Source organism: Oceanisphaera sp. W20_SRM_FM3 (assembly GCF_052119705.1).
Lineage (GTDB): Bacteria > Pseudomonadota > Gammaproteobacteria > Enterobacterales > Aeromonadaceae > Oceanimonas.
In genome coordinates, this window is record NZ_JBGQOP010000011.1 from 1 (window position 1) to 22,669 (window position 22,669).

Genomic DNA, 22,669 nt, shown 5'->3' on the forward strand with positions numbered 1-22,669 from the left:
TACGGCTTACGGCTTACGGCTTACGGCTTACGGCTTACGGCTTACGGCTTACGGCTTACGGCTTACGGCTTACGGCTTACGGCTGCCCGCAGGGCTTACGCTCCCGACAGTGCCAAATATTGCTCATGCAATTGCAGCACGGCGGCTCTTAGCTGCGCTAAGTCACAGTCGTTGTTATCAATTATATCGTCGGCGGCAGCCAAGCGCTGTTCGCGGCTAGCCTGAGTGGCCATCATGGCTTTGATCTGCGCCTCGTTGCTGCTATCTCGGCGCACGCTGCGCGCTATTTGTACCTCTGCACTGGCATCCACCACCAGTACACGGTCGCATAAATCGGTGAGTTTATTCTCAACTAACAACGGCACTACTAACAAGCAATACGCCGATCTGGCGTTCTGGCATTCGACAAGCATCCGCTCGCGGATCAGCGGGTGCAGTAAGGCTTCTAACCAATGACGATAAGCCGCATTTTCAAAGATCCGCTCGCGCATCAAAGCTCGATTTAAGCTGCCATCTGCAGCTATTACCTCTGGGCCAAAATAGGCACCAATGGCATCTAATACTGGCTCACCTGAGGCCACAACGTCTCGAGCAATCATGTCTGCATCTACTATCACGACACCCAGCTCGGCAAATAAATCGGCGACCGTGCTCTTACCGCTGCCGATGCCGCCGGTTACTCCTACTGTATATGTCATAAGGCTACACTCCAGTACCAGCTAATTAAGGATTTTCCCCAAATCAAATACACCCAGCCGGCAATAGCCAAGGCTGGGCCAAAGGGCAGTACGCGATCGCTACTTAAGCGACGGCTGGCCATTAAGCTTAAGCCAATGACCGAGCCTATAACGGAAGAGAGTAAGAGTATTGGCAATATCGACTGCCAGCCAAACCAAGCACCCAGTGCGGCTAATAGCTTAAAGTCGCCATAGCCCATGCCTTCTTTACCTGTGGCTAACTTAAAAGCCCAATATAAGCTCCACAGCACGCCGTAACCAACAGCTGCGCCTATCACAGCATCGGGTAGCGCGATAAAGTGGCCATCAATATTAATTAATAATCCTATCCATAACAGCGACAGGGTTAGATTATCGGGCAACAACAGATGATCGACGTCGATCATGGTCATGCAGATCAATAGCCAAGTAAATAACAAGGCGGCCAGCAGTTGTGGGCTGGCGCCAAAACGCCACACGATAACGGCAGATAAAATAGCCGTGCTTAATTCAACCAGTGGATAGCGCTTAGAGACCTTGACCTGACAATAACGGCAACGGCCGTGCAGCATTAACCAGCTGACGAGCGGAATATTATCAAGCGCACTCAACTGATGCTGGCAGTGTGAACAACGGGATCGCGGCGTACAAATATTAAAGGTTTCTTGTGCGGGGGTAGGACTTGCGTTGAGTTCTGTGCAATCTCGCTGCCATTCCCGCTTTAGCATCACCGGCAATCGATAAATAACCACATTTAAAAAACTACCGACTAATAAACCAAATAAAGTAACCATAATATAAAGAGAGAGCAGATCTTCAGTTAACCATTGGCTTAACAGCGCCATTTTAAATCCTTTGTGTGAATAAGTGACTATCTAAGCGTTAATGATCATGCAGCATTAATGAATAACGCTACCCAAACTAAAGATGGGAAGGTACATGGCAATGACTAAACCGCCAACCAAAATTCCTAATACCAACATCATCACAGGTTCAATTAAGCTGGCTAAGGCATCGACTGAGGTATCGACCTCGGCTTCATAAATGCTCGCCACTTTGTGCATCATATCGTCAATTACACCGGTTTCCTCGCCAATCATGGCTAACTGCACCAGCAGGTCGGGGAAAAGCTGACTGGCGGTCAACGCCTGATGCAGGGGTAATCCAGCTATCACGTCATTGCGCGCCTGCAATACCGCTTGGCGATAAACTCGGTTACCGCAGGCGCCAGCGGATAACACTAGCCCTTCAATTAAAGGAATGCCGGCAGCGAAAGTGGCGGCCAGCGTGCGGGCAAAGCCGGTTAAGGCGGCTTTTTGCAATATGCCCCCTAATACCGGCAGCTTAAGCAATAGGCGATCTTGGCGCTGGCGCCATTGATGAGAGCTGCGCCGAGCTTTAATCACCCCATAGCCGAGCACTAAGATCGCTAACAGTAAATAGCCACCGTAGGCTTGCAAGCCACGAGATAAGCCGATCACGGCCTGAGTAAACCAAGGTAAAGGCGCGCCAAAATTGGCGTACATCTCCTCAAACTGGGGTATTACCCACAGCAATAAAATGGCGGTGACTCCTGCCGCCACCACCAACACTAATGCCGGATAAAACAGGGCTTTCTTTATTTTAGCTTTTAACCGCTCGGCTTTTTCCGCGTACACCGCCAACTGTGCAAAGACCTGCGCCAATGCCCCCATTTGCTCACCTGCCTGCACCAGATCGCGATAGAGGTCGCTAAATTGCGCGGGGAATTGTTTCAGCGCCAGCGATAAGGGCTGGCCACTTTCTACCTCTGTGGCGAGCTCGCTGAGTAAGTGTGCCAGCGAGGTCTTGGTCGCTGAGCGCGCGATAAGTTGTAAGCTTTGTAGCAGCGGTATACCCGCCTGCAACATAGTCGCCAATTGACGAGTCATTAGGGCTATGTCTGCTGCGCGAATGGTTTGGTTAACTTTGTTGAATAAAGGGGCGCGTTTACGTTGCACCCGAATGGGCTGAATGCCTTGGCGTTGTAATTGGTATTTAACGGCAAGTAAACTGGACTCATGTACAAAACCGGACACAGTTTGGCCGTTTTTATTGATGCCTTGCCAATGATAGCGCTGCTTTTTATCCATGAGCGACCTCCAGCTGCATGGGTAAAGGGTGAGTGCCGCGTGTTTTTGCGGCCTATGATGCGCCCGTTTATTGAGTAATGCGATTGACCTCGGCCAAGCTAATCACACCTTGTTGTGCCTTAGCCAAGGCGGCTTGGCGTAGGGTGACCATGCCAGACGCGGCAGCGGCTTGTGCCAGTGCTGAGGCGTCGGCGCCGCTTAGCATTAACCCAGCTAAGTGGTGATCCATGGCTAACACCTCATAGATACCGATGCGGCCTTTGTAGCCGTCGGTACACAAGGCGCAGCCGCAAGCTCGGTATAAAGTAATGTCATGCTTATCAAGCTTGGCGTCCTTACCTTCAGCGCTATCGAGTCTCTGACGGTTATCGTTAAACCCCAATAAGGCTAATTGTTGTACCGGCAATGACTGTGGTTGTTTGCAATGAGGGCAGAGTTTACGGGCCAAGCGTTGGGCAATGATCAGGCTAACCGAAGAGGCAATGTTATAAGCGGCCAGTCCCATATTAATGAGGCGAGCCAGGGTGTCGGTAGCTGAGTTGGTGTGTAAAGTAGAGAGTACCAGATGGCCGGTTTGCGCCGCCTTAATGGCAATCTCTGCGGTTTCTAAGTCGCGGATTTCGCCCACCATAATAATATCTGGATCTTGTCTTAAGAAAGCTCTGAGCGCCTGCGCAAAACCTAAGCCCGCTTTGGGATTAATTTGTACCTGATTAATGCCCGGCATAATAATTTCAATGGGATCTTCGGCGGCGGATATATTACGGCTCACCGTATTTAAGATACTTAAGCCTGTGTAGAGCGACACAGTTTTGCCAGAGCCGGTGGGGCCTGTTACCAGAATTAATCCTTGAGATAAGTGTAGGGCGCTCAAATAGGCCGCTTTTTGTGACGCCTCAAAGCCCAGCTGATGAATATCTAATTTGGTCACGGCGCTATCGAGCAGGCGCAGCACAATTTTCTCTCCGGCTTGGGTCGGTAAGCTACTCACGCGCATATCGATGGACTTGTGGCGACTCAGTTGCAGCTTAATACGACCATCTTGGGGTTGACGGCGTTCGGCAATATCGAGGCGTGCCATCACCTTGAGTCGTGCGGCAAAGCGATTGGCCAGCTGCTTGGGTGGGGAAGCCACGTCATACAATAGGCCGTCGATACGAAAGCGGATCCGATAAAAGCGCTCATAAGGCTCAAAATGAATATCGGAGGCGGCTTTGCGTACCGCATCACGCAACACTTGGTGAATGTAGCGCACTATAGGCGCGTCATCGTCATCTTGGGCTGTTTCTTCAAAGGCTAAATCTAAGACGTCAGTTTCTGAGCTAGCAGTTAAATCGACCAGATGCGGCTCATCATTGCGCTGCAGCTGCTGTAGCCTTAGGGCTAACTTAGCTTCTTCTACCAGTCTGGTATCCGTAACCACATTAAACCGAAAACTAAAGTCCTCTAATGCCAGTACATTGCTGGGATCCGCCATGGCCAAGTACAAGACGTTATCTTGACAGAGCACTGGCAGCGCATGATGGCGTTCAATTAAGTCCATGCTCAAATATTGCGGCGGTAAGTCTTGGCCATTGAGGTCATCTAAATCCCACAGAGTTAAGCCGTAATGGTGAGCACAAAACTGAGCGAGCTCACCGCTGGTTAGTAGTTTTCGCTCTACTAGCACAGTGCTCAGCGGCTTGGCTTCTTGCTGGACTTGAGTGAGCGCCTGCTCCACTTCAGCTTGGGTCAGTTTCGCGGCCACTAATAAACTGCGGGCTAAGCCTTGGGTGGTTAATATAGGGCTGGTTAGCATAGGTTGACTGCTACGCAGCTGCCGGGATTGGTTGTAGGGTTATTTTCCCATGTGACGCGCCCGCCTGTGCTAGGGCGAGTGCCCACCTGAATAAATGTTTCTTCGTCTAGTAGGTCAGTGGCGGTGGCCGTTATTACCCAAGAGTCGGTGCCTACGGCCTCTACCTCTACTTTTTCCACGTAATCAGTTTCCACTGCCGTGGGAGGAACGGCGTTAGTACCTGCCGCGGCACAATCAGCGCCACTAATTTGCACACATACATCGATGGCGGTTTTGGCGGGGCCGGTGGCGGCAATTACTTCCGAGAAGCGGGCGCGTTGAATATAACTTTGGTAGGAGGGCAGGGCGATCACGGCGAGTATGGCCACAATTGCCACCACTATCATAAGTTCGATTAGAGTAAAACCTAGGCTTGAGCGCGAGTTAAGGGGCTGCTTCATAATGTGTCATCCTTGACCGATAAATCGTTATGAACAGTGCCAGCGGCTTCCTTGCTGGCGATGCGAGGTGCCCTTAAAGGTAGCAATAAACAACAAGCATGGCGAATAAATGACCAGTCTGCAGCTATAAGCCGCGAAAGTATCGCTTCTGCAACTCATGCATCACGATTTAGATGCTCAATGAAATCCCAATCAAAGCCGCTGCCGGGATCTGTCTTACGCCCCGGCGCTATGTCGCTGTGGCCGACGATATGGGCAGGCGTAATGGCAGGGAATTGACATTGGATAAGCTGGGTGAGTGTGGTGAGGGTTTGATATTGAGCATCAGTAAAAGTGCCAGTATCTGTGCCTTCAAGCTCAACCCCGATAGCAAAATCATTGCAGCGCTCGCGGCCTTGAAAGTTAGATTGACCGGCGTGCCAAGCGCGTTTATGCAAAGAGACATATTGCACTAGCTCGCCATCTCGCCTGATCAAGCAGTGGGCCGAGACTTTAAGATGTTGAATGCCAACAAAATAAGCATCATCATCAGGGTTTAATTGCCCTAAAAACAGCTGGTCGATATAGGGGCCGCCAAACTGGCCCGGCGGCAGACTAATGCTGTGCACCACTAATAAAGACACTTCTTGCTCGGGTCTGTCATCAAAGTGTGGTGAGGGGCAGTGGCGAGCAGGCTGCAACCAGCCGTCATCAGTTAACATTAGCGAACGAGTCATGTGGGCCTCTAGTACCAGTCAGATAGGCCCTATAGTAAGAGGCTAAGCCCGAGCCCGGCAAGTAAACATAAGCGGCAAGCAACCTATTGCTGATAAGCAAACAGGGCGTCGCCAGATGAGCAGGAGAGCATATGCAACGTCGATTAGGGCTCATCATGTGGTTAATGGTGTGGGTGTTAGCATTAGGTCTGTTGACTTGGTTTTTTCAGCAAAAGCTCACCCACGATAATAATCCTAACCAAGCCATCCGCCAGCTCGATGCCCAGACCATAGTGCTGGAGCAAAACAATCGCGGTCATTATTTGGCCAGCGGTCAGATCAACGACCTAGGCGTGGTCTTTCTGTTAGATACGGGCGCCACCCAAGTGGCTGTGCCCCAAGCGTTAGCCGCTAAGCTGCAGTTAAAGAAAGGGGCTGCGGTGAGGTTAAGTACCGCAGCAGGCACAGTGACGGGCTACGCCACGCGCATAAAAAGCCTGTCTTTAGGGCCTTTCACCTTGTACGATTTGAGTGCCGTTATTATGCCCAGTGACAGTAATGAAATACTGTTAGGCATGAACGCCTTGCGCCAATTTGAGCTCATTCAACGCAATGGCCAACTGACCATTCGCAGATAAAAGAAAAGTGAGCAGCCAGGTCAAAAGATATTTTGCAACGAAATCCGCGAAATCCACGGAAAATTAAGATGAAGTCAAGGTCGATAAAGGCCAAATTGTTAAGGTATAGACCTTACAATAAAGATCTCTTTCAGATCTGATCTTTATTGTTCCCTGTTCTTCTGCGTCTTATACGGGAAAACCATGTTGGAAAAAACTATGTTAGAACAAGAAGTCCGTTTTAATGTCACCGCAGCCCTCTCCGAAGACTTAGGCGGTACCTTAGATGCGACGCGCGACATTACCGCCCAGTTGTTGCCCGAGTTTGAGGTGGTAGTCGCGCATGTCATCACCCGCGAAGACGGCGTGTTCTGTGGTCAAGCCTTTGCCGACGAAACCTTTCGTCAACTCGGTGGTGAAGTTGAGTTACAGTGGCTAGTTAAAGATGGTGAAGCGGTCAGCGCTAATCAGCGTTTATTAACACTGACCGGTCCCGCCCGCGCCATCATGACGGGGGAGCGCACCGCGCTGAATTTTATTCAAACCTTATCCGGCGTGGCCACCATTACGCGCAGCTATGTGCAGCAATTGGCTGGCACTCAATGCCGCTTGCTCGATACCCGTAAAACACTACCCGGTTTGCGGCTGGCGCTGAAATACGCGGTCACCTGCGGTGGCGGCCATAATCACCGAATTGGCCTATTTGATGCTTATCTGATCAAAGAAAATCATATCTTTGCTTGTGGCGGTATTGATAAGGCCGTGGCCGAGGCTAAGCGCTTGCAGCCAGAAAAATCTGTGGAAGTAGAAGTGGAGTCACTGGCGGAGTTAGAGCAAGCACTGCAGGCTGGCGCCGATATTATTATGCTCGATAACTTCAGCACCCAAGATATGCGCGCCGCTGTGGCGCTAACCAAGGGTGCGGCTAAGTTAGAAGTGTCGGGTAACGTGACGCTGAACACCATCGCCGAATTTGCCGCCACTGGTGTGGATTTTATCTCAGTGGGCGCGCTCACCAAGCATGTACAGGCCATGGACTTATCGCTACGAGTTGCTGAATAAGATTGTGAGGCGTGAAACGGGAGGTGTGAGGCGTTAGGTACCGCAGCCGAAAGCTGGCTTTTTCTCCTCCCGCCTCACCCTTTACCCATCACAGTGTCTTAACGCAATAATCAGCAGCAAAAAAGCCATTATCAATAATTCTGATTTGCGTTTTTTCTAGACTAGTCTAGCCTTAGATATTGGTCTAAAAATGTTGACGATTTCTTACGCTATTGTGTCCAATTTAAATTAATTTATTGGACATTTTAGCGGCGTAATGATACCTTTTTTTAACAGTGTCAATTGGTCTTACCAATATAAGCCGAGTCAATGTCGAATCAGCGTATTAAGCAGCCAAAACTTGCCGACACTATCGCCGCCAAAATTGAGCAGATGATAGTAGAAGGCAGCTTGCAGCCCGGACAACGTTTGTTGCCAGAGCGCGAGCTTGCAGAGCAATACGCCGTATCTCGACCTTCGGTACGAGAAGCCATCCAATTGCTGGAAGCAAGAGGGCTGGTTTCTCGACGTCAGGGTGGCGGCACTTATGTGCAAAACGCCCTGACTAAAGGACTTGCTGACCCGTTATTTCAGCTGCTGGCGGAACATCCCGAGTCGCAATACGACATGCTGGAGTTTCGTCATACCATGGAAGGTATCTCCGCTTTTTATGCCGCCGTGCGCGGCAACGAAGCTGACTTCGATGCTATACGTGCAGCACAGTTAGCCATAGTACAAGCACAAGAGCTGGGTGACTTACCCGCTGAAGCCGCGGCCGCCGCCGAATTTTATATCGCGGTCGCCGCGGCGGCTCACAACGTGGTGTTATTACACCTGTTGCGCGCCATGCAGCCGTTGTTAGAGTCCAGTATCTTGCGCAATATCAAAATATTAAACCGACGTGCCGGTATGGTGGAAAAGATCCGCGTTCATCGCGCCAATCTAATCCAATGCATACTGTCTCGCGAGCCGGAACAAGCCAGAGATGCATGTCACGATCATCTGGCTTTTATTGAAGAAACTCTGCTCGACATTCAGCGTGAAGAGAGCCGTATTCAGCGCTCTTTACGCCGACATCGACAGCAGGAATGACAATGCCTTCGGCACTGATGACACCCATGGGCATGAGCCCCAAACGAGATAGGAAACAGCCATGTCTGATATCCTGAATAACGATGTGGATTCAATCGAAACTCAAGAGTGGTTAGACTCTCTTGAATCGTTGATCCGTCAAGAAGGACCTGAGCGCGCCCAGTACATTTATGAGCGTCTCACCACTAAAGCCATTAAATCCGGTGTAGCAGTGGCCAGAAATGCCCACTCAGACTACGTCAACAGCATCAAGTCTGAAGATGAGACTGAGTATCCGGGTAACTGGGATCTGGAACGTCGTATCCGCGCTATTATCCGCTGGAACTCAGTGATGATCGTGTTACGCGCCTCTAGAAAAGATCTGGACTTGGGGGGCCACATGGCTTCTTACTCGTCCAGTGCCACTATGTACGAAGTGGGCTTTAACCACTTCTACCGCGCCCGTAACGAAAAAGACGGCGGCGACTTGGTATTCTTCCAAGGTCATATCTCGCCAGGCATTTATGCTCGTGCGTTTGTTGAAGGCCGCTTAACTGCTGATCAGTTGGACATGTTCCGTCAAGAAGTAGACGGCAAGGGCATTCCTTCTTACCCGCACCCTAAACTGATGCCTGACTTCTGGCAGTTCCCGACCGTATCTATGGGTCTGGGTCCATTGAACGCCATTTATCAAGCGCGTTTCTTGAAGTACCTGACTAACCGTGGTCTGAAAGACTGTTCTGAGCAGCGCGTTTACGCCTACTTGGGCGACGGTGAAATGGATGAGCCAGAATCTAAAGGCGTGATCACTATCGCGGCCCGCGAAAAGCTGGACAACCTGTGCTTCATCATCAACTGTAACCTGCAGCGCCTTGACGGTCCTGTAATTGGTAACGGTAAGATCATCAACGAGCTGGACGGTATCTTTAACGGTGCTGGCTGGAACGTGGTTAAGGTTATCTGGGGTCGTCGTTGGGACGAGCTGATCGCTAAAGATAAGAGCGGTAAGCTGGTACAACTGATGAACGAAACCGTAGACGGTGATTATCAGACCTTTAAGTCGAAAGACGGTGCCTACGTACGTCAGCACTTCTTCGGCAAATATCCTGAGACCTTAGAACTGGTCAAAGATATGTCTGACGAAGAGATCTTCGCTCTGAACCGTGGTGGTCACGATCCAGCTAAAATGTACGCTGCGTACAAAAATGCTGCCGAGACCAAAGGCAAGCCGACCGTTATCTTGGCCAAAACCGTTAAAGGTTACGGCATGGGTGAAGCGGCTGAAGGCAAGAACATTGCCCACCAGGTTAAGAATATGGACATGTCGTCCGTTAAGCACTTCCGTGACCGTTTCAATCTGGAAGTAAGCGACGAAGACATTGTTGATCTGCCGTACATCGAAATCAAAGAAGGCACTCGCGAGCATGATTACCTGCACGCACGCCGTAAAGCGCTGAAAGGCTACCTGCCTACTCGTTTAGCTCAAACCACTGACAAGCTGCAAATTCCTGAGCTGTCTGAGTTTGACTCTTTGTTGGGCGAGCAGTCTCGTGAAGTTTCTACCACTATGGCGTTCGTGCGTGCCTTAAACATCATGCTGAAGAACAAGTCCATTGGTGAGCGCATAGTGCCAATCTTGGCCGATGAAGCCCGTACCTTTGGTATGGAAGGTCTGTTCCGTCAAATCGGTATCTACAGCCCTAACGGTCAGCAATACACGCCGCAAGACCGTGAGCAAGTTGCTTACTACAAAGAAGACGTGAAAGGCCAGGTACTGCAAGAAGGTATCAACGAGCTGGGTGCGACTTCTTCATGGTTAGCCGCAGCGACCTCTTACAGCACCAACGACTTCCCGATGATCCCGTTCTACATCTATTACTCGATGTTCGGTTTCCAACGTGTGGGCGACTTGTGCTGGGCTGCCGGTGACCAACAGGCTCGCGGCTTCATGATTGGTGGTACTTCAGGTCGTACGACCTTGAACGGTGAAGGTCTGCAGCACGAAGATGGCCACAGCCATATTCAAGCCAGCGTAATCCCGAACTGTATTACCTATGATCCAACTTATGTGTATGAAGTAGCGGTTATCGTACAAGACGGCTTACGTCGTATGTACGGTGATAACCCAGAAAACATCTACTACTACATCACTACTCTGAACGAAAACTACCATCAGCCAGCTATGCCAGAAGGCGCTGAAGAAGGTATCCGTAAGGGTATCTACAAGCTGGACACAATTGCCGGTAGCAAGGGTAAAGTACAGTTGATGGGTTCAGGTACTATCTTGAACGACGTGCGCCAAGCGGCGGCTATCTTGGCCGACGAGTACGGTGTAGGTTCTGACATCTTCAGTGTGCCTTCATTCAACGAACTGACCCGTGACGGTCAAGACGTTGAGCGTTGGAACATGCTGCACCCAACTTCCGAGGCACGCGTACCTTACATCGCACAAGTGATGGGGTCTGAGCCTGCTATTGCTGCCACTGACTACATGAAGAACTACGCCGAACAAGTGCGCGGCTTTATGCCTTCAGTAAGCTACAAAGTGTTGGGTACTGATGGTTTCGGCCGTTCAGATAGCCGCGAAAACCTGCGTCGTCACTTCGAAGTCAACAAGCACTATATCGTGATTGCTGCACTGACCGAGCTGGCTAAGCAAGGTACGCTGGACAAGAAAGTTGTTGCTGATGCCATTACTAAGTACGGCATTGACGCTGATAAGATCAACCCGCTGTACGCATAAAGGGGCAATACATGTCTAGAGATATTCTGGTGCCAGATATCGGCACAGACGAGGTAGAAGTGACTGAAATCATGGTGGCCGTGGGCGACCGTGTAGAACTTGAACAGTCACTACTCACCGTGGAAGGCGACAAAGCCTCCATGGAAATACCTGCCCCAAGCGCGGGTGTGGTTAAAGAAATTAAAGTTGCCCTTGGCGACGCCATCAATACCGGTTCTTTGATCATGGTATTCGAAGCAGAAGAGGGTGGCGCTGCCACCCCTACTGCGGCGGCAGAAGCACCGGCGGCCGCAGCTCCTGCGGCCCCTGCTACTGCAGCGCGCCAAGACGTGAGCGTGCCTGATATTGGTGATGACGAAGTTGAAGTCACCGAAATCAACGTGGCCGTTGGCGACACAGTAACTGAAGAGCAGACGCTGATTGGCGTAGAAGGCGATAAGGCTTCTATGGAAATCCCGTCACCTTCGGCAGGTAAAGTGGTTGAGATCTTAGTGGCCGTAGGCGACAAAGTTAAAACTGGCTCACAGATCATGGTCTTCGAAGTAGCAGGCGCCTCGGCTCCTGCGGCTTCTGCCCCTGCGGCGGCCGCGCCTACTGCTGCTCCTGCAGCACCAGCCGCACCGCAAGCCAAAGACGTGAACGTGCCTGATATCGGCGGTGATGAAGTCGAAGTGACTGAAATCATGGTTGCCGTGGGCGACACCGTTGCAGCCGAACAGTCCATTCTGAACGTAGAAGGTGACAAGGCGTCGATGGAAGTGCCAGCCCCGTTTGGTGGTGTGGTTAAAGAAATTAAGATCAAGGTTGGCGACAAGGTTAATACCGGATCTCTGGTCATGGTATTTGAAGTTGCTGCTTCACCGGCAACAAGTGCAGCTGCACCTGTGGCCGCAGCTCCTGCTGCGACCGCGCCTGCTGCAGCACCTGCGCCAAAAGCGGCTCCTGCAGCTAGCGCACCGGCTGCTAAAGCCGAGTTCGTTGAGAACAACGCTTATGTGCACGCCACACCTGTGGTACGTCGTTTAGCCCGTGAATTTGGTGTTGACCTGTCTAAGGTTGCCGCTACCGGTCCTAAGAGCCGTATCCTGAAAGAAGACGTGCAAAGCTACGTTAAAGGCATCATCAAGCAAGTTGCTAGCCAGCCTGCCGGTGTTGCAGTTGCGGGCGGCGGCATGGCCGTGCTGGCATGGCCAAAAGTAGATTTCGCCAAGTTTGGTGAAGTTGAAGTGGTGCCAATGACGCGCATTCAGAAGATTTCCGGTCCTAACCTGCACCGCAACTGGGTGAAAATCCCACACGTAACGCAGTTTGACGAAACCGATATCACAGAACTGGAAGAGTTCCGTAAAACTGAAAACGCCATCGCCGATAAGCTGAAGCTGGGTTATAAGATTTCCCCGCTGATCTTCATCATGAAGGCCGCTGCTAAGGCGCTGGAAGCCTATCCTAAGTTCTGCTCTTCTTTATCCGATGACGAACAGTCTCTGGTCATGAAGAAGTACATCAACATAGGTGTGGCGGTTGATACGCCAAACGGTTTGGTAGTACCTGTGGTACGTGACGTGAACAAGAAAGGCCTGCGTGAGCTGGCGATTGAACTTGGCGAAATCTCTAAGAAAGCCCGTGACGGCAAGCTGACTGGCGCCGACATGCAAGGTGGTTGTTTCACTATTTCGTCTTTGGGCGGCATTGGTGGTACTCAATTCACGCCTATCGTGAACGCACCTGAAGTGGCAATCTTGGGCGTATCTAAATCAAGCATTAAGCCTGTTTGGAACGGCAAAGAGTTCGAACCTCGTTTGATGCAGCCTCTGGCTCTGTCTTATGACCACCGTGTGATTGACGGCGCCGATGGCGCGCGTTTCATCACTCTGATGAGTGGTGTGTTAAGCGACCTGCGTCGTTTAGCCCTTTAATGTGACAAGGTGGGCAAATGCCCGCCTTTTTACTTTCTTTTGTATTTCAGAACAGTAAACTTTGGCCCGTTGAGCGCACTGGCCGTATTGAGTCTAGGCTTGTCAGCCATGCTTGAACGGGGCTAAAAATCATAATAGAGGTCACCATGAGTCAAGAAGTTAAAGCTCAGGTTGTAGTATTGGGCTCGGGCCCTGCAGGTTATTCTGCGGCATTCCGTGCCGCCGACTTAGGGCTAGAAACCGTATTGGTTGAGCGTTACTCAACACTGGGTGGCGTATGTCTGAACGTGGGTTGTATTCCTTCTAAAGCGTTATTGCATATCGCTAAAGTAATGGAAGAAGCCAAGACCATGGGCAGCCACGGCGTAACATTCGCCGCGCCGCAAATCGATCTGGATCAGATCCGTAATCACAAAGAAAAAGTGATTGGCCAGTTAACCCAAGGTTTGGGTGGCATGGCTAAGATGCGTAAAGTTAAGGTGGTGAACGGCTACGGCAAGTTTACTGGCCCTAACACCATAGTGGTAGAAGGCGAGGGCGGTAACACCACCATCAACTTCGAAAACGCCATTATCGCAGCCGGCTCTCGTCCGATTCAGTTGCCTTTCATCCCGCACGAAGATCCACGGGTTTGGGATTCAACCGGCGCGTTAGAGCTGCGCGAAATTCCAGAGAAGCTGCTGGTCATGGGCGGCGGTATTATCGGCCTAGAAATGGGTACCGTTTACTACTCGCTGGGCTCTAAGATTGACGTGGTTGAGATGTTCGACCAAGTTATTCCCGCGGCCGACAAAGATCTTATCAAGATCTACACCAAGCAGGTGAAAGACAAGTTCAACCTGAAATTGGAAACCAAGGTTACCGCAGTTGAAGCCAAAGATGACGGCATTCACGTAACCATGGAAGACAAGAAAGGCGCGAGCGAGACTACAGTATACGACGCCGTCTTGGTGGCCATCGGTCGTGTGCCAAACGGTAAGTTGCTGGATGCCGAGAAAGCCGGTGTTAATGTCGATGAGCGTGGTTTCATTCGTGTCGACAAACAGCTGCGTACCAACGTGCCACACATTCACGCCATTGGCGACATCGTCGGTCAGCCTATGCTGGCCCACAAAGGTGTGCATGAAGGTCACGTGGCCGCTGAGGTTATTTCAGGTTTGAACCACTACTTCGATCCTAAGGTGATCCCATCGATCGCTTATACCGAACCAGAAGTAGCTTGGGTTGGTGTGACCGAGAAAGAAGCGAAAGAGCAAGGCTTGAAGGTTGAAGTTGCAACTTTCCCTTGGGCGGCCTCAGGCCGTGCTATAGCTTCTGATTCCTCTTACGGTATGACTAAGCTGATTTTCGACAAAGAAACCCATCGCGTACTGGGTGGTGCCACTATTGGTACTAACGCCGGCGAGCTGCTGGGCGAAATCGGTTTGGCTATCGAAATGGGTGCCGATGCCGAAGACATCGCCTTGACCATACATGCTCACCCGACTCTGCATGAGTCTGTGGGTATGGCGGCCGAGGTGTTTGAAGGCTCAATCACCGACATGCCAAACCCTAAGGCGAAAAAGAAGTAAGCTTCTTTTAACCGGATCACCAAATGAAAATAAACGCCCAGCTTAGCTGGGCGTTTTGTTTTCTGCTGCTAACAGCCTCATATGAGAAGTTAATTTTGGAGAAAGCGCTTTAAATAGTTAAATAGGCATCTTTTATACACTTTACCTTCATGTTTTAACTCGTTAAGCCGATATGATTATTGCAATAAAAGATAAATAACCCCCCTAGGATAAATATTATGCTTTCTAAATTGGCTCATATAAGTGTGAGGTCAAAGCTAACATTGGGCTTTGCTTTGGTGTTGCTGGCCACACTGATCACTGCCGTGGTGAGTTTTAATTCACTGACTTCTGTATTAGAACGATCCAATAAACTAGAGCGCGCCGGTGAAATTGACTTACTGGTGAGTAAGGCGCGTTTTTTCCAAAAAAATTACATGCTGATCAACGATAAGGGACAGCTAGAGCAGGCTAAAGTGCACGTTAACGAAGCCAGAGACGTGGCTGAACAACTGAAAAAATTGATCACCAAACCCCAAGATCAGGCCATCATTGAGGAAGTTTTGGCCGGCACCAAGTTTTATGAAGATGAGCTGGGTGAGATGGTGGATCTCAACGAGAGCTTTCATCGTGAGCTAGGTGAGATCAATACGCTAGGCAATCTGGTACAACAACAGATTGAAGGCCTGATTGCGCGCGATGGCGCGGCCACCAATTGGGTGCAACGCTTTGTGCAAATTCGGTTAAGCCAAAAAGACTTTGCCTTGAATCGTAAAGCCGACCTAGGCACTGAAATCGCCGCCAAACTGGATAGTTTACTAGGCACACTGGAAAGTCGTCTAGCGGCACAAGATGATAATGACGTACGCGCAATTCACACAGATCTTAAACAATATCAACAAAACCAAGCGGCCGTGGTGGAGTTGGTTAATGGCTTAGCTAATACGGATAAACGTATTACCGAACACGCCATCAATATTGCCAACAAATCTGAACAGCTATTAGAAATTCAACAACAACGTATGGCTAAGGATAGTGGGCAGGCTAAGTTTATTATTTTGCTGATCACGGTGATCGCATTGGCGATGGGCGTGCTGTTTGCCATCATGATCACCGGTGGTATCGTCAAACCCTTGGGTTTATTGATCAAGCAAGCGAACCGGATTGCCGACGGTGATCTCAGCCAAGATATTAAACATGACCGTGGCGATGAGCTGGGTAAGCTGATGGATCAGATGCAGACCATGACGGTTAATCTGCGCCAATTAGTGGGCGACCTCAGTAATAGCGCGACCCATATTGCTGCCTCGGCCGAAGAGTTGTCTGCGGTGTCTGAGCAAAGCCGCACTGGTGTTAACCAACAGCGTACTGAGCTGGAGCAAGTGTCGACCGCCATGAACGAGATGGCTGCCACGGTACAAGAAGTGGCACGCAACGCCGAAACGGCTTTTGACTCGGCCCGCACCGCCGATGGTCAAGCGGTTGAGGGCGATCGCCAAGTGCTACAGACTATCGAGCAAATCGGTAAGTTGTCGGTTGATATTAATGAGTCATTACAGACTATTAATCAGTTGGAAGCCGAGAGCATGAACATCGGCAGTATCTTGGATGTGATCAAAGGCGTGGCCGAGCAAACCAACTTGCTGGCTCTGAACGCGGCCATAGAGGCGGCGCGCGCCGGCGAGCAAGGCCGCGGTTTTGCGGTAGTGGCTGATGAAGTACGCGCCTTGGCGCAACGTACTCAGCAAGCTACCACTGAAATTGGCACCCTGATCATTGGTCTGCAAAAGAAAGCCCAAGAGTCGGTAGTGATGATGGAAGAAAGCGCGAATATGGCCACGGCCACTGTGACTATCGCCAATGAAGCGGGTGAGTCAATTCATCGCATCTCTAGTTCGGTATCGCATATTCAGCAGATGAATAATCAAATCGCCACCGCCGCCGAGGAACAAAGCACGGTTGCCGAAGAGATTAACCGTTCTGTGTTTAGCATTCGCGAAGTGTCGGATCACTCCGCCGCCGCCACCGAACAAACTGCCGCCAGCAGTAGCGAGCTGGCCCGTCAAGGCAGTGAGTTACAGCGCCTGATTGGTCGTTTTCAATTACCTTAACGGCGTAGCTTTTAGCCATAAGCTGTAAGCGATCAGATAAAACATCAAACCAGACACCGGCCCCTCAAACAGGCCGGTGTTTTTTTAGCTTTATGCTTTTCGTTCAGCACTATCTTTCGTCTATCTGTGAAGCCGTCGGCAGATAGGTGGCTCTTTAAGTTACAAAGGCGCGCTTAGTCGCGGTTTTGTGTAAAGACGTTGGGGGCTAGATTTTAATTTCGCGTTAAAACTTATATACTGGCGTCACGTTCGCGTGGGGTGAAGCTTGTGGTCTTAACCGAGGAAACTTAAGCCTTAGGCTTAGCGCTGCCGGTTTAACACTACATCCCTCCAACAAGGATATTACCGCCAAGATGGCGAATATAATAAGAGGATACAGTCGTGCTTGAAGCCTATCGTAAACACGTCGCAGAACGTGCCGTTGAGGGAGTGGTTGCCCAACCTCTTAACGCTGAGCAAGTCGCCGCTTTGGTTGAGTTACTTAAAAATCCCCCCGCTGGCGAAGAATCCTTTCTTTACGAATTACTCTCTACTCGCATTCCGCCGGGCGTAGATGAAGCCGCCTATGTGAAAGCCGGCTTCTTAGCCGCTGTGGCGAAAGGTGAAGTGAGCTCAACTGTGGTCTCTGCGGCCCAAGCCACAGAGCTGCTGGGCACCATGCAAGGCGGTTACAATATCGCGCCTTTGGTCGAGCTGTTAGACGTGGATGCCTTGGCGCCGATTGCTGCCAAAGCCTTAAGCCACACCTTATTGATGTTTGATGCCTTTCACGATGTGGAAGAAAAAGCCAAGGCCGGTAATGCCTTCGCCAAGCAAGTGATGCAGTCTTGGGCAGATGCCGAGTGGTTTTTAGAGCGCGCACCATTAGCTGACAAGATCAGCATGCGCGTGTTCAAGGTGCCAGGCGAAACCAATACCGATGACTTGTCTCCGGCGCAAGATGCGTGGTCTCGCCCGGATATTCCGCTGCACGCCTTGGCCATGCTGAAAAACGCCCGCCCCGACATAGTGCCAGATCAAGACGGCGTAATTGGCCCCATTAAAGAGCTAGAAGCACTAAAAGCCCAAGGCTTCCCACTGGTCTATGTGGGTGATGTTGTGGGCACCGGCTCGAGCCGTAAGTCTGCCACTAACTCAGTGTTGTGGCACATGGGTGACGATATTCCGTTTGTGCCTAATAAGCGCGCCGGCGGTATTTGTATCGGTAATAAAATTGCCCCAATTTTCTTTAACACCATGGAAGATGCGGGCGCACTACCCATCGAATGTGATGTGGATAAACTAAATACTGGGGATGTGATCGACATTTATCCCTATGAAGGCAAAATTTGTCGTCACGATTCTGATGAAGTGCTGAGCACTTTTAGCCTGAAAACCGATGTCTTGCTCGATGAAGTACGCGCCGGTGGCCGAATTCCGCTGATCATCGGCCGTGGCTTGACCGATAAAGCGCGCGCTGCACTTGGCTTAGACACATCAACTGTGTTTAAACGCCCAGCTGCGGTAGTAGAATCCAGCAAAGGCTTTACCTTGGCGCAGAAAATGGTCGGCAAGGCCTGTGGCGTGAAAGGCATACGTCCTAATCAGTATTGCGAACCAAAAATGACCACGGTTGGCTCCCAAGACACCACGGGCCCCATGACCCGTGATGAGCTGAAGGACTTAGCCTGCTTGGGCTTTTCTGCCGACTTAACCATGCAGTCGTTTTGTCATACCTCGGCGTACCCTAAGCCGATTGATGTGAACACCCACCACACACTGCCAGACTTCATTATGAACCGTGGCGGCGTATCACTGCGCCCAGGGGACGGTGTTATTCACTCTTGGTTAAACCGCATGCTGCTGCCTGATACCGTAGGTACAGGTGGTGACTCGCATACTCGTTTCCCGATTGGGATTTCCTTCCCTGCAGGTTCTGGCTTAGTGGCCTTTGCTGCGGCGACCGGTGTTATGCCTTTGGATATGCCAGAGTCAATTTTAGTGCGCTTTAAAGGTGAAATGCAGCCCGGTATTACGCTGCGCGATTTAGTGCATGCCATTCCTTATTACGGCATTAAAAACGGTCTGCTGACCGTGGCTAAAGCGGGCAAGATCAACGAATTCTCTGGCCGAATCGTAGAAATTGAAGGTCTGCCACAGCTAAAAGTGGAGCAAGCTTTTGAGTTAGCCGATGCGACCGCCGAGCGCTCTGCCGCCGGTTGTAGTATCAAGTTAGACAAAGAGCCGGTTGCCGAATACTTAAGCTCGAATATTGTCATGCTCAAATGGATGATTGCCGAAGGTTATGGCGATCGTCGTACCATAGAGCGTCGTATTCAGGGTATGGAAGACTGGTTAGCCAATCCTGAACTGATGGCAGCAGATGCAGATGCCGAGTACGCCCATGTGCTGGAAATAGACATGAGCGACATCAAAGAGCCGATTCTGTGTGCGCCTAACGATCCAGATGATGCCCGTTTGTTGTCTGAGGTAACAGGTGAAGTGATTGAAGAGGTCTTTATTGGCTCTTGCATGACCAACATTGGTCACTTTCGCGCCGCTGGTAAGTTGCTGGATAAATACACCAGCCAGTTGCCAACGCGTTTATGGGTAGCACCGCCGACCAAGATGGACCGGGATCAGCTGACCAGCGAAGGCTATTACGGCATTTTTGGTCGCGTGGGCGCGCGTATCGAAACCCCTGGCTGTTCACTGTGCATGGGTAACCAAGCTCGCGTGGCGGATAACAGCACGGTAGTCTCGACCTCGACCCGTAACTTCCCGAACCGCTTAGGTAAGGGGGCCAACGTGTTCTTGGCCTCGGCCGAGCTGGCCGCAGTCGCCGCCATTCATGGCAAGCTGCCGACCGTTGCCGAGTACATGAGTTACGCCGAGCAGTTAAACGCCACTGCCGCCGATACTTATCGTTACTTGAACTTCGATCAGCTAGACAGCTATGTAGAAAAAGCCGATACGGTGATCTTCCAACAAGTTATCTAAGTCGTTAGTTAAAACTACGATGCATTAAAGCCAGCCCCTCGGGGCTGGCTTTTTTTATGGCGGGGATCACAGCGCCGAGCTAAAGATAAACATCGTTTTTATCCATGCTCCGTGTGGATGTGTGCTGGCCGGTCGACGCTGGACGCTCTGCCGTCGGTTTGGGTTTGTAGGTGCCCGTCTCTTCGGCAAAGAGGACTTCGACACGGTTGAGTCATTGGTCTTAAACCTTAAAACATTCTGCTGCGCAGAACCGGCGAATAAATTGCCGGCTACAAGTACACAGAAGCGACGGCGACAAAAGAGAGCCTTACAGGTAGCGATAAACCGTCAGCTTTACGCGAACAGCCAAAAACAGACATCGTATTTTTCTGGCTAGGCGCTTGGTGCAGGGCGCTCGGCTGTTTTATTTTTCAAAAAATTGAACTTTTAAAAAAAGCAAAATTAACCTTGATCTAAATCATACATTAAATGAGAATGACTCGCCTTTAGCTTTATAGGCTTTTGTTTTCCTTATTCATTCTATGTTCGGTTTACTTCTTCAAGGAGCTGTAAGTGCAAACCTTTATCAAATCTTCCTCTCGTCCCCCTAAAAAAATGCTTTCGTCGGCCGTTGGCCTAGCAGTAGCCTCGTTAGCCGTGACTGCGCCATTGCAGGCACAAGGCCAAGCACAAGGTGTGACCCAGTTAGATACCATTACCGTGCAAGAAGCACGTGAGCAAGGTTATAAGGCGCATGAGTCGGCCTCTAGCAAATACGTAAAGCCCTTGTTGGATACGCCACAAACCGTGACCGTAGTGCCGCAAGAAATCATTAAAGAGCAGCAAGCGCTGAGCTTGCGCCAAGTACTATCTAATGTGTCTGGCATTACCTTTGATGCGGGTGAGGGCGGTGGCGGCTCAGGCGATAAAATTAATATTCGCGGCTTTAGCGCTAACTCCAATATGCAAATTGATGGCCTGCGTGATAGCAGCCAGAATAACCGCACTGACACCTTTAACATCGAACAGGTAGAAGTACTAAAAGGCCCGAACTCGGTATTTGGTGGTGCCGGCACTACGGGTGGCGCCATCAACCAAGTGAGCAAGGTACCTAAGCTAGATAACTTTGCCGAAGTGGGTGCCAGTTTAGGCACAGATCAATATCGCCGTTTAACGCTGGACGCGAACCAAACTTTAGAGGATGTGGGCGTAGACAGTGCGTTTCGTATTAACTTAATGGCGCACGAAAATAACGTGCCGGGCCGTAATGATATCGATCGCGAACGTTTCGGTATCGCCCCCTCACTGACGATTGGTTTGAGTGAAGAAACGCGCGCCACCTTAAGCTACTTCCACCAGACTGACGATAATCTGCCTGACTACGGCGTACCGGCACGGGATGGCAAAGTATTACCAGGCGTAGATCGGGAGTCTTACTTTGGCTGGCGCAATCTGGATGAGGAAAAAATACAATCTGATGCTGTTACGCTAAAGCTTGAGCATGAACTCAGCGACACCATGCGCCTTGAGAACCAGACTCGTTATAGCCGTGTAGACAGAGATACCACTATTTCTGCGTCTCAGATAAACACTGATAATTTAGATTCAGGCCGCTATAAGCCAGCGGGTCCCCAAGCTTATCGCCGTGATGCGCAAACCGAATTATTGATCAATCAATTGGGTTTAAATACGGAATTTGATACCGCAGGCTTTGAGCATGACATGCTGCTGGGCGGCGAGATTTCTCGCGAAACCTATGACCTAACTGCCTCTAACTACGGTTTGGGCACTGCTGCTAACCCTTACCCTAGTAATGGTTTCGACCTTTATAATCCTCCAGGTATCTGGCAAGGAAGTACGACTGCTACCCCTCGTGGCGGTACTGACGCCACGCTTAACACTAAAGCCTTGTATGTGTTTGATACCATTGGTTTGGCACCGAAATGGGACTTAAGCTTAGGGCTACGCCACGATTGGATATCCGGTGAAACAGCAGATAAAACTAAAGCCGGTGTGACTACAACCAGTGATAAAATGCTCAGTGGTCGTGCTGGCGTTGTCTATAAGCCTGCGGATAATGGCCGCGTTTACTTGGCTTACGGTACTTCTTTTAATCCTGCGGCTGAGGCGTTAGCTACCTCAGGTGCTGTCTCTGGCGAAAGTTTAAAACCGGAGAAAAGTGATACTTGGGAATTAGGCACTAAGTGGGAACTAATGGATGGCCGTTTAGGTGTTGATGGTGCCTTGTTCCGCGTCGATAAAACCAATGCCCGAGAAGAAGATGCTAATGATAAAGGCGTTCTCAAGCTTGCGGGCGAGCAACGCGTTCAAGGCGTTGAGCTGGGCTTAACGGGCGTGATAACCGAAGAGTGGAAAGTCTTTGCCAACTACACCTTGCTCGACAGTGAGACCTTGGCTTCGGTAGCTAAACCACAAGAAGGCGGTCGTGATCCTGTGGGGCAGCCCTTAGGTAACACGCCGCGTAATAGCGCCAACCTGTGGACCACTTATGAAGTGCAGCCGGGTGTAGAGCTGGGTTACGGCGCTCAGTATGTGGGCTCTCGTGCGATCGCATCCGATGTGCCCGATAAGATCGACAGCTATATAGTACATAACGCCATGGCTTCTTATCAGATTAACGATGCGTTGAGCATGCAATTAAACGTGAATAACCTGTTTGATAAAGAGTATGCGCAGCGCGTACGTGGCCGAGCTGGCGATGATAGCCGTAGTTCAGCATTAGAGTTAGGCGATGGTCGCTCGGCGGTAGTATCGGCTAACTACAAATTCTAAGCGCCGTCTTGTGCTGTAGGTATTGTGCCAACGATCAAAGAGAGTTACATACGGCGTATAACCTACAGTTTTAACAAAGCCCCTCACGGGGCTTTTATCGTTTCAGGAG

Annotated in this window: 15 protein-coding genes; 9 read left to right on the forward strand and 6 right to left on the reverse strand. The window is 50.6% G+C overall.

Annotated features, from left to right (window positions below; genetic code table 11):
- Positions 1–95: 95 nt before the first annotated feature.
- The 6 genes from coaE to ampD all read right to left on the reverse strand — a co-directional run bounded on the left by coaE (position 96) and on the right by ampD (position 5,781).
- On the reverse strand, positions 96–698 hold the full coding sequence (coaE, locus tag ACEN2G_RS07725; protein WP_442020906.1) for a dephospho-CoA kinase: 603 nt from the start codon (positions 696–698) through the stop codon (positions 96–98).
- Complete coding sequence (locus ACEN2G_RS07730) at positions 695–1,561, reverse strand: prepilin peptidase (RefSeq protein WP_442020907.1); 867 nt, start codon at positions 1,559–1,561, stop codon at positions 695–697. Before ACEN2G_RS07730 ends, coaE begins: the two co-directional genes overlap by 4 nt.
- Before the next feature lie 54 nt (positions 1,562–1,615).
- Positions 1,616–2,827, reverse strand: a complete 1,212-nt coding sequence (locus ACEN2G_RS07735; RefSeq protein ID WP_442020908.1) for a type II secretion system F family protein — start codon at positions 2,825–2,827, stop codon at positions 1,616–1,618.
- 67 nt (positions 2,828–2,894) lie between these two features.
- Positions 2,895–4,625, reverse strand: coding sequence for a type IV-A pilus assembly ATPase PilB (pilB, locus tag ACEN2G_RS07740; protein WP_442020909.1), 1,731 nt, complete (start codon positions 4,623–4,625; stop codon positions 2,895–2,897).
- A complete protein-coding gene (locus tag ACEN2G_RS07745) occupies positions 4,619–5,065 on the reverse strand; it encodes a pilin (protein ID WP_442020910.1) in 447 nt (148 codons plus the stop codon). The genes pilB and ACEN2G_RS07745 overlap by 7 nt, the downstream gene beginning before the upstream one ends.
- Positions 5,066–5,220: 155 nt before the next feature.
- Positions 5,221–5,781, reverse strand: a complete 561-nt coding sequence (ampD, locus tag ACEN2G_RS07750) for a 1,6-anhydro-N-acetylmuramyl-L-alanine amidase AmpD (RefSeq protein ID WP_442020911.1) — start codon at positions 5,779–5,781, stop codon at positions 5,221–5,223.
- A gap of 131 nt (positions 5,782–5,912) precedes the next feature.
- On the opposite strand from ampD, the gene ACEN2G_RS07755 reads away from it, so the two are divergent.
- From ACEN2G_RS07755 to ACEN2G_RS07795, 9 genes are all read left to right on the forward strand, one after another.
- Positions 5,913–6,398 (forward strand): retropepsin-like aspartic protease family protein, encoded by a 486-nt coding sequence (locus ACEN2G_RS07755; RefSeq protein ID WP_442020912.1) that lies wholly within the window; start codon positions 5,913–5,915, stop codon positions 6,396–6,398.
- Between the two features lie 198 nt (positions 6,399–6,596).
- A complete protein-coding gene (gene nadC / locus ACEN2G_RS07760; RefSeq protein WP_442020984.1) occupies positions 6,597–7,439 on the forward strand; it encodes a carboxylating nicotinate-nucleotide diphosphorylase in 843 nt (280 codons plus the stop codon).
- A gap of 309 nt (positions 7,440–7,748) precedes the next feature.
- Entirely contained in the window at positions 7,749–8,510 is a 762-nt protein-coding gene (gene pdhR, locus ACEN2G_RS07765) for a pyruvate dehydrogenase complex transcriptional repressor PdhR (RefSeq protein ID WP_442020913.1), read from the forward strand.
- Positions 8,511–8,571: 61 nt separating this feature from the next.
- A complete protein-coding gene (gene aceE, locus ACEN2G_RS07770) occupies positions 8,572–11,232 on the forward strand; it encodes a pyruvate dehydrogenase (acetyl-transferring), homodimeric type (protein ID WP_442020914.1) in 2,661 nt (886 codons plus the stop codon).
- A gap of 11 nt (positions 11,233–11,243) precedes the next feature.
- Complete coding sequence (aceF, locus tag ACEN2G_RS07775) at positions 11,244–13,148, forward strand: pyruvate dehydrogenase complex dihydrolipoyllysine-residue acetyltransferase (protein WP_442020915.1); 1,905 nt, start codon at positions 11,244–11,246, stop codon at positions 13,146–13,148.
- Positions 13,149–13,294: 146 nt separating this feature from the next.
- The gene (gene lpdA, locus ACEN2G_RS07780; RefSeq protein ID WP_442020916.1) at positions 13,295–14,719 is read left to right on the forward strand and encodes a dihydrolipoyl dehydrogenase; all 1,425 of its coding nucleotides are present in this window, start codon (positions 13,295–13,297) and stop codon (positions 14,717–14,719) included.
- 218 nt (positions 14,720–14,937) lie between these two features.
- Entirely contained in the window at positions 14,938–16,809 is a 1,872-nt protein-coding gene (locus ACEN2G_RS07785) for a methyl-accepting chemotaxis protein (protein ID WP_442020917.1), read from the forward strand.
- A 381-nt stretch (positions 16,810–17,190) separates the two neighbouring features.
- Complete coding sequence (acnB, locus tag ACEN2G_RS07790) at positions 17,191–19,788, forward strand: bifunctional aconitate hydratase 2/2-methylisocitrate dehydratase (protein WP_442020918.1); 2,598 nt, start codon at positions 17,191–17,193, stop codon at positions 19,786–19,788.
- Between the two features lie 552 nt (positions 19,789–20,340).
- Entirely contained in the window at positions 20,341–22,560 is a 2,220-nt protein-coding gene (locus ACEN2G_RS07795) for a TonB-dependent receptor (protein WP_442020919.1), read from the forward strand.
- Positions 22,561–22,669: the final 109 nt, after the last annotated feature.

What these genes read in the sequence shown, in the direction of transcription:
- ACEN2G_RS07785 (WP_442020917.1), top strand. Translation starts at nt 14,938, where the DNA reads ATGCTTTCTAAATTGGCTCATATAAGTGTGAGGTCAAAGCTAACATTG.
- aceE (WP_442020914.1), top strand. Translation starts at nt 8,572, where the DNA reads ATGTCTGATATCCTGAATAACGATGTGGATTCAATCGAAACTCAAGAG.
- ampD (WP_442020911.1), bottom strand. Translation starts at nt 5,781, where the DNA reads ATGACTCGTTCGCTAATGTTAACTGATGACGGCTGGTTGCAGCCTGCT.
- ACEN2G_RS07745 (WP_442020910.1), bottom strand. Translation starts at nt 5,065, where the DNA reads ATGAAGCAGCCCCTTAACTCGCGCTCAAGCCTAGGTTTTACTCTAATC.
- pilB (WP_442020909.1), bottom strand. Translation starts at nt 4,625, where the DNA reads ATGCTAACCAGCCCTATATTAACCACCCAAGGCTTAGCCCGCAGTTTA.
- ACEN2G_RS07730 (WP_442020907.1), bottom strand. Translation starts at nt 1,561, where the DNA reads ATGGCGCTGTTAAGCCAATGGTTAACTGAAGATCTGCTCTCTCTTTAT.
- nadC (WP_442020984.1), top strand. Translation starts at nt 6,597, where the DNA reads ATGTTAGAACAAGAAGTCCGTTTTAATGTCACCGCAGCCCTCTCCGAA.
- lpdA (WP_442020916.1), top strand. Translation starts at nt 13,295, where the DNA reads ATGAGTCAAGAAGTTAAAGCTCAGGTTGTAGTATTGGGCTCGGGCCCT.
- pdhR (WP_442020913.1), top strand. Translation starts at nt 7,749, where the DNA reads ATGTCGAATCAGCGTATTAAGCAGCCAAAACTTGCCGACACTATCGCC.
- coaE (WP_442020906.1), bottom strand. Translation starts at nt 698, where the DNA reads ATGACATATACAGTAGGAGTAACCGGCGGCATCGGCAGCGGTAAGAGC.
- aceF (WP_442020915.1), top strand. Translation starts at nt 11,244, where the DNA reads ATGTCTAGAGATATTCTGGTGCCAGATATCGGCACAGACGAGGTAGAA.
- ACEN2G_RS07735 (WP_442020908.1), bottom strand. Translation starts at nt 2,827, where the DNA reads ATGGATAAAAAGCAGCGCTATCATTGGCAAGGCATCAATAAAAACGGC.
- ACEN2G_RS07755 (WP_442020912.1), top strand. Translation starts at nt 5,913, where the DNA reads ATGCAACGTCGATTAGGGCTCATCATGTGGTTAATGGTGTGGGTGTTA.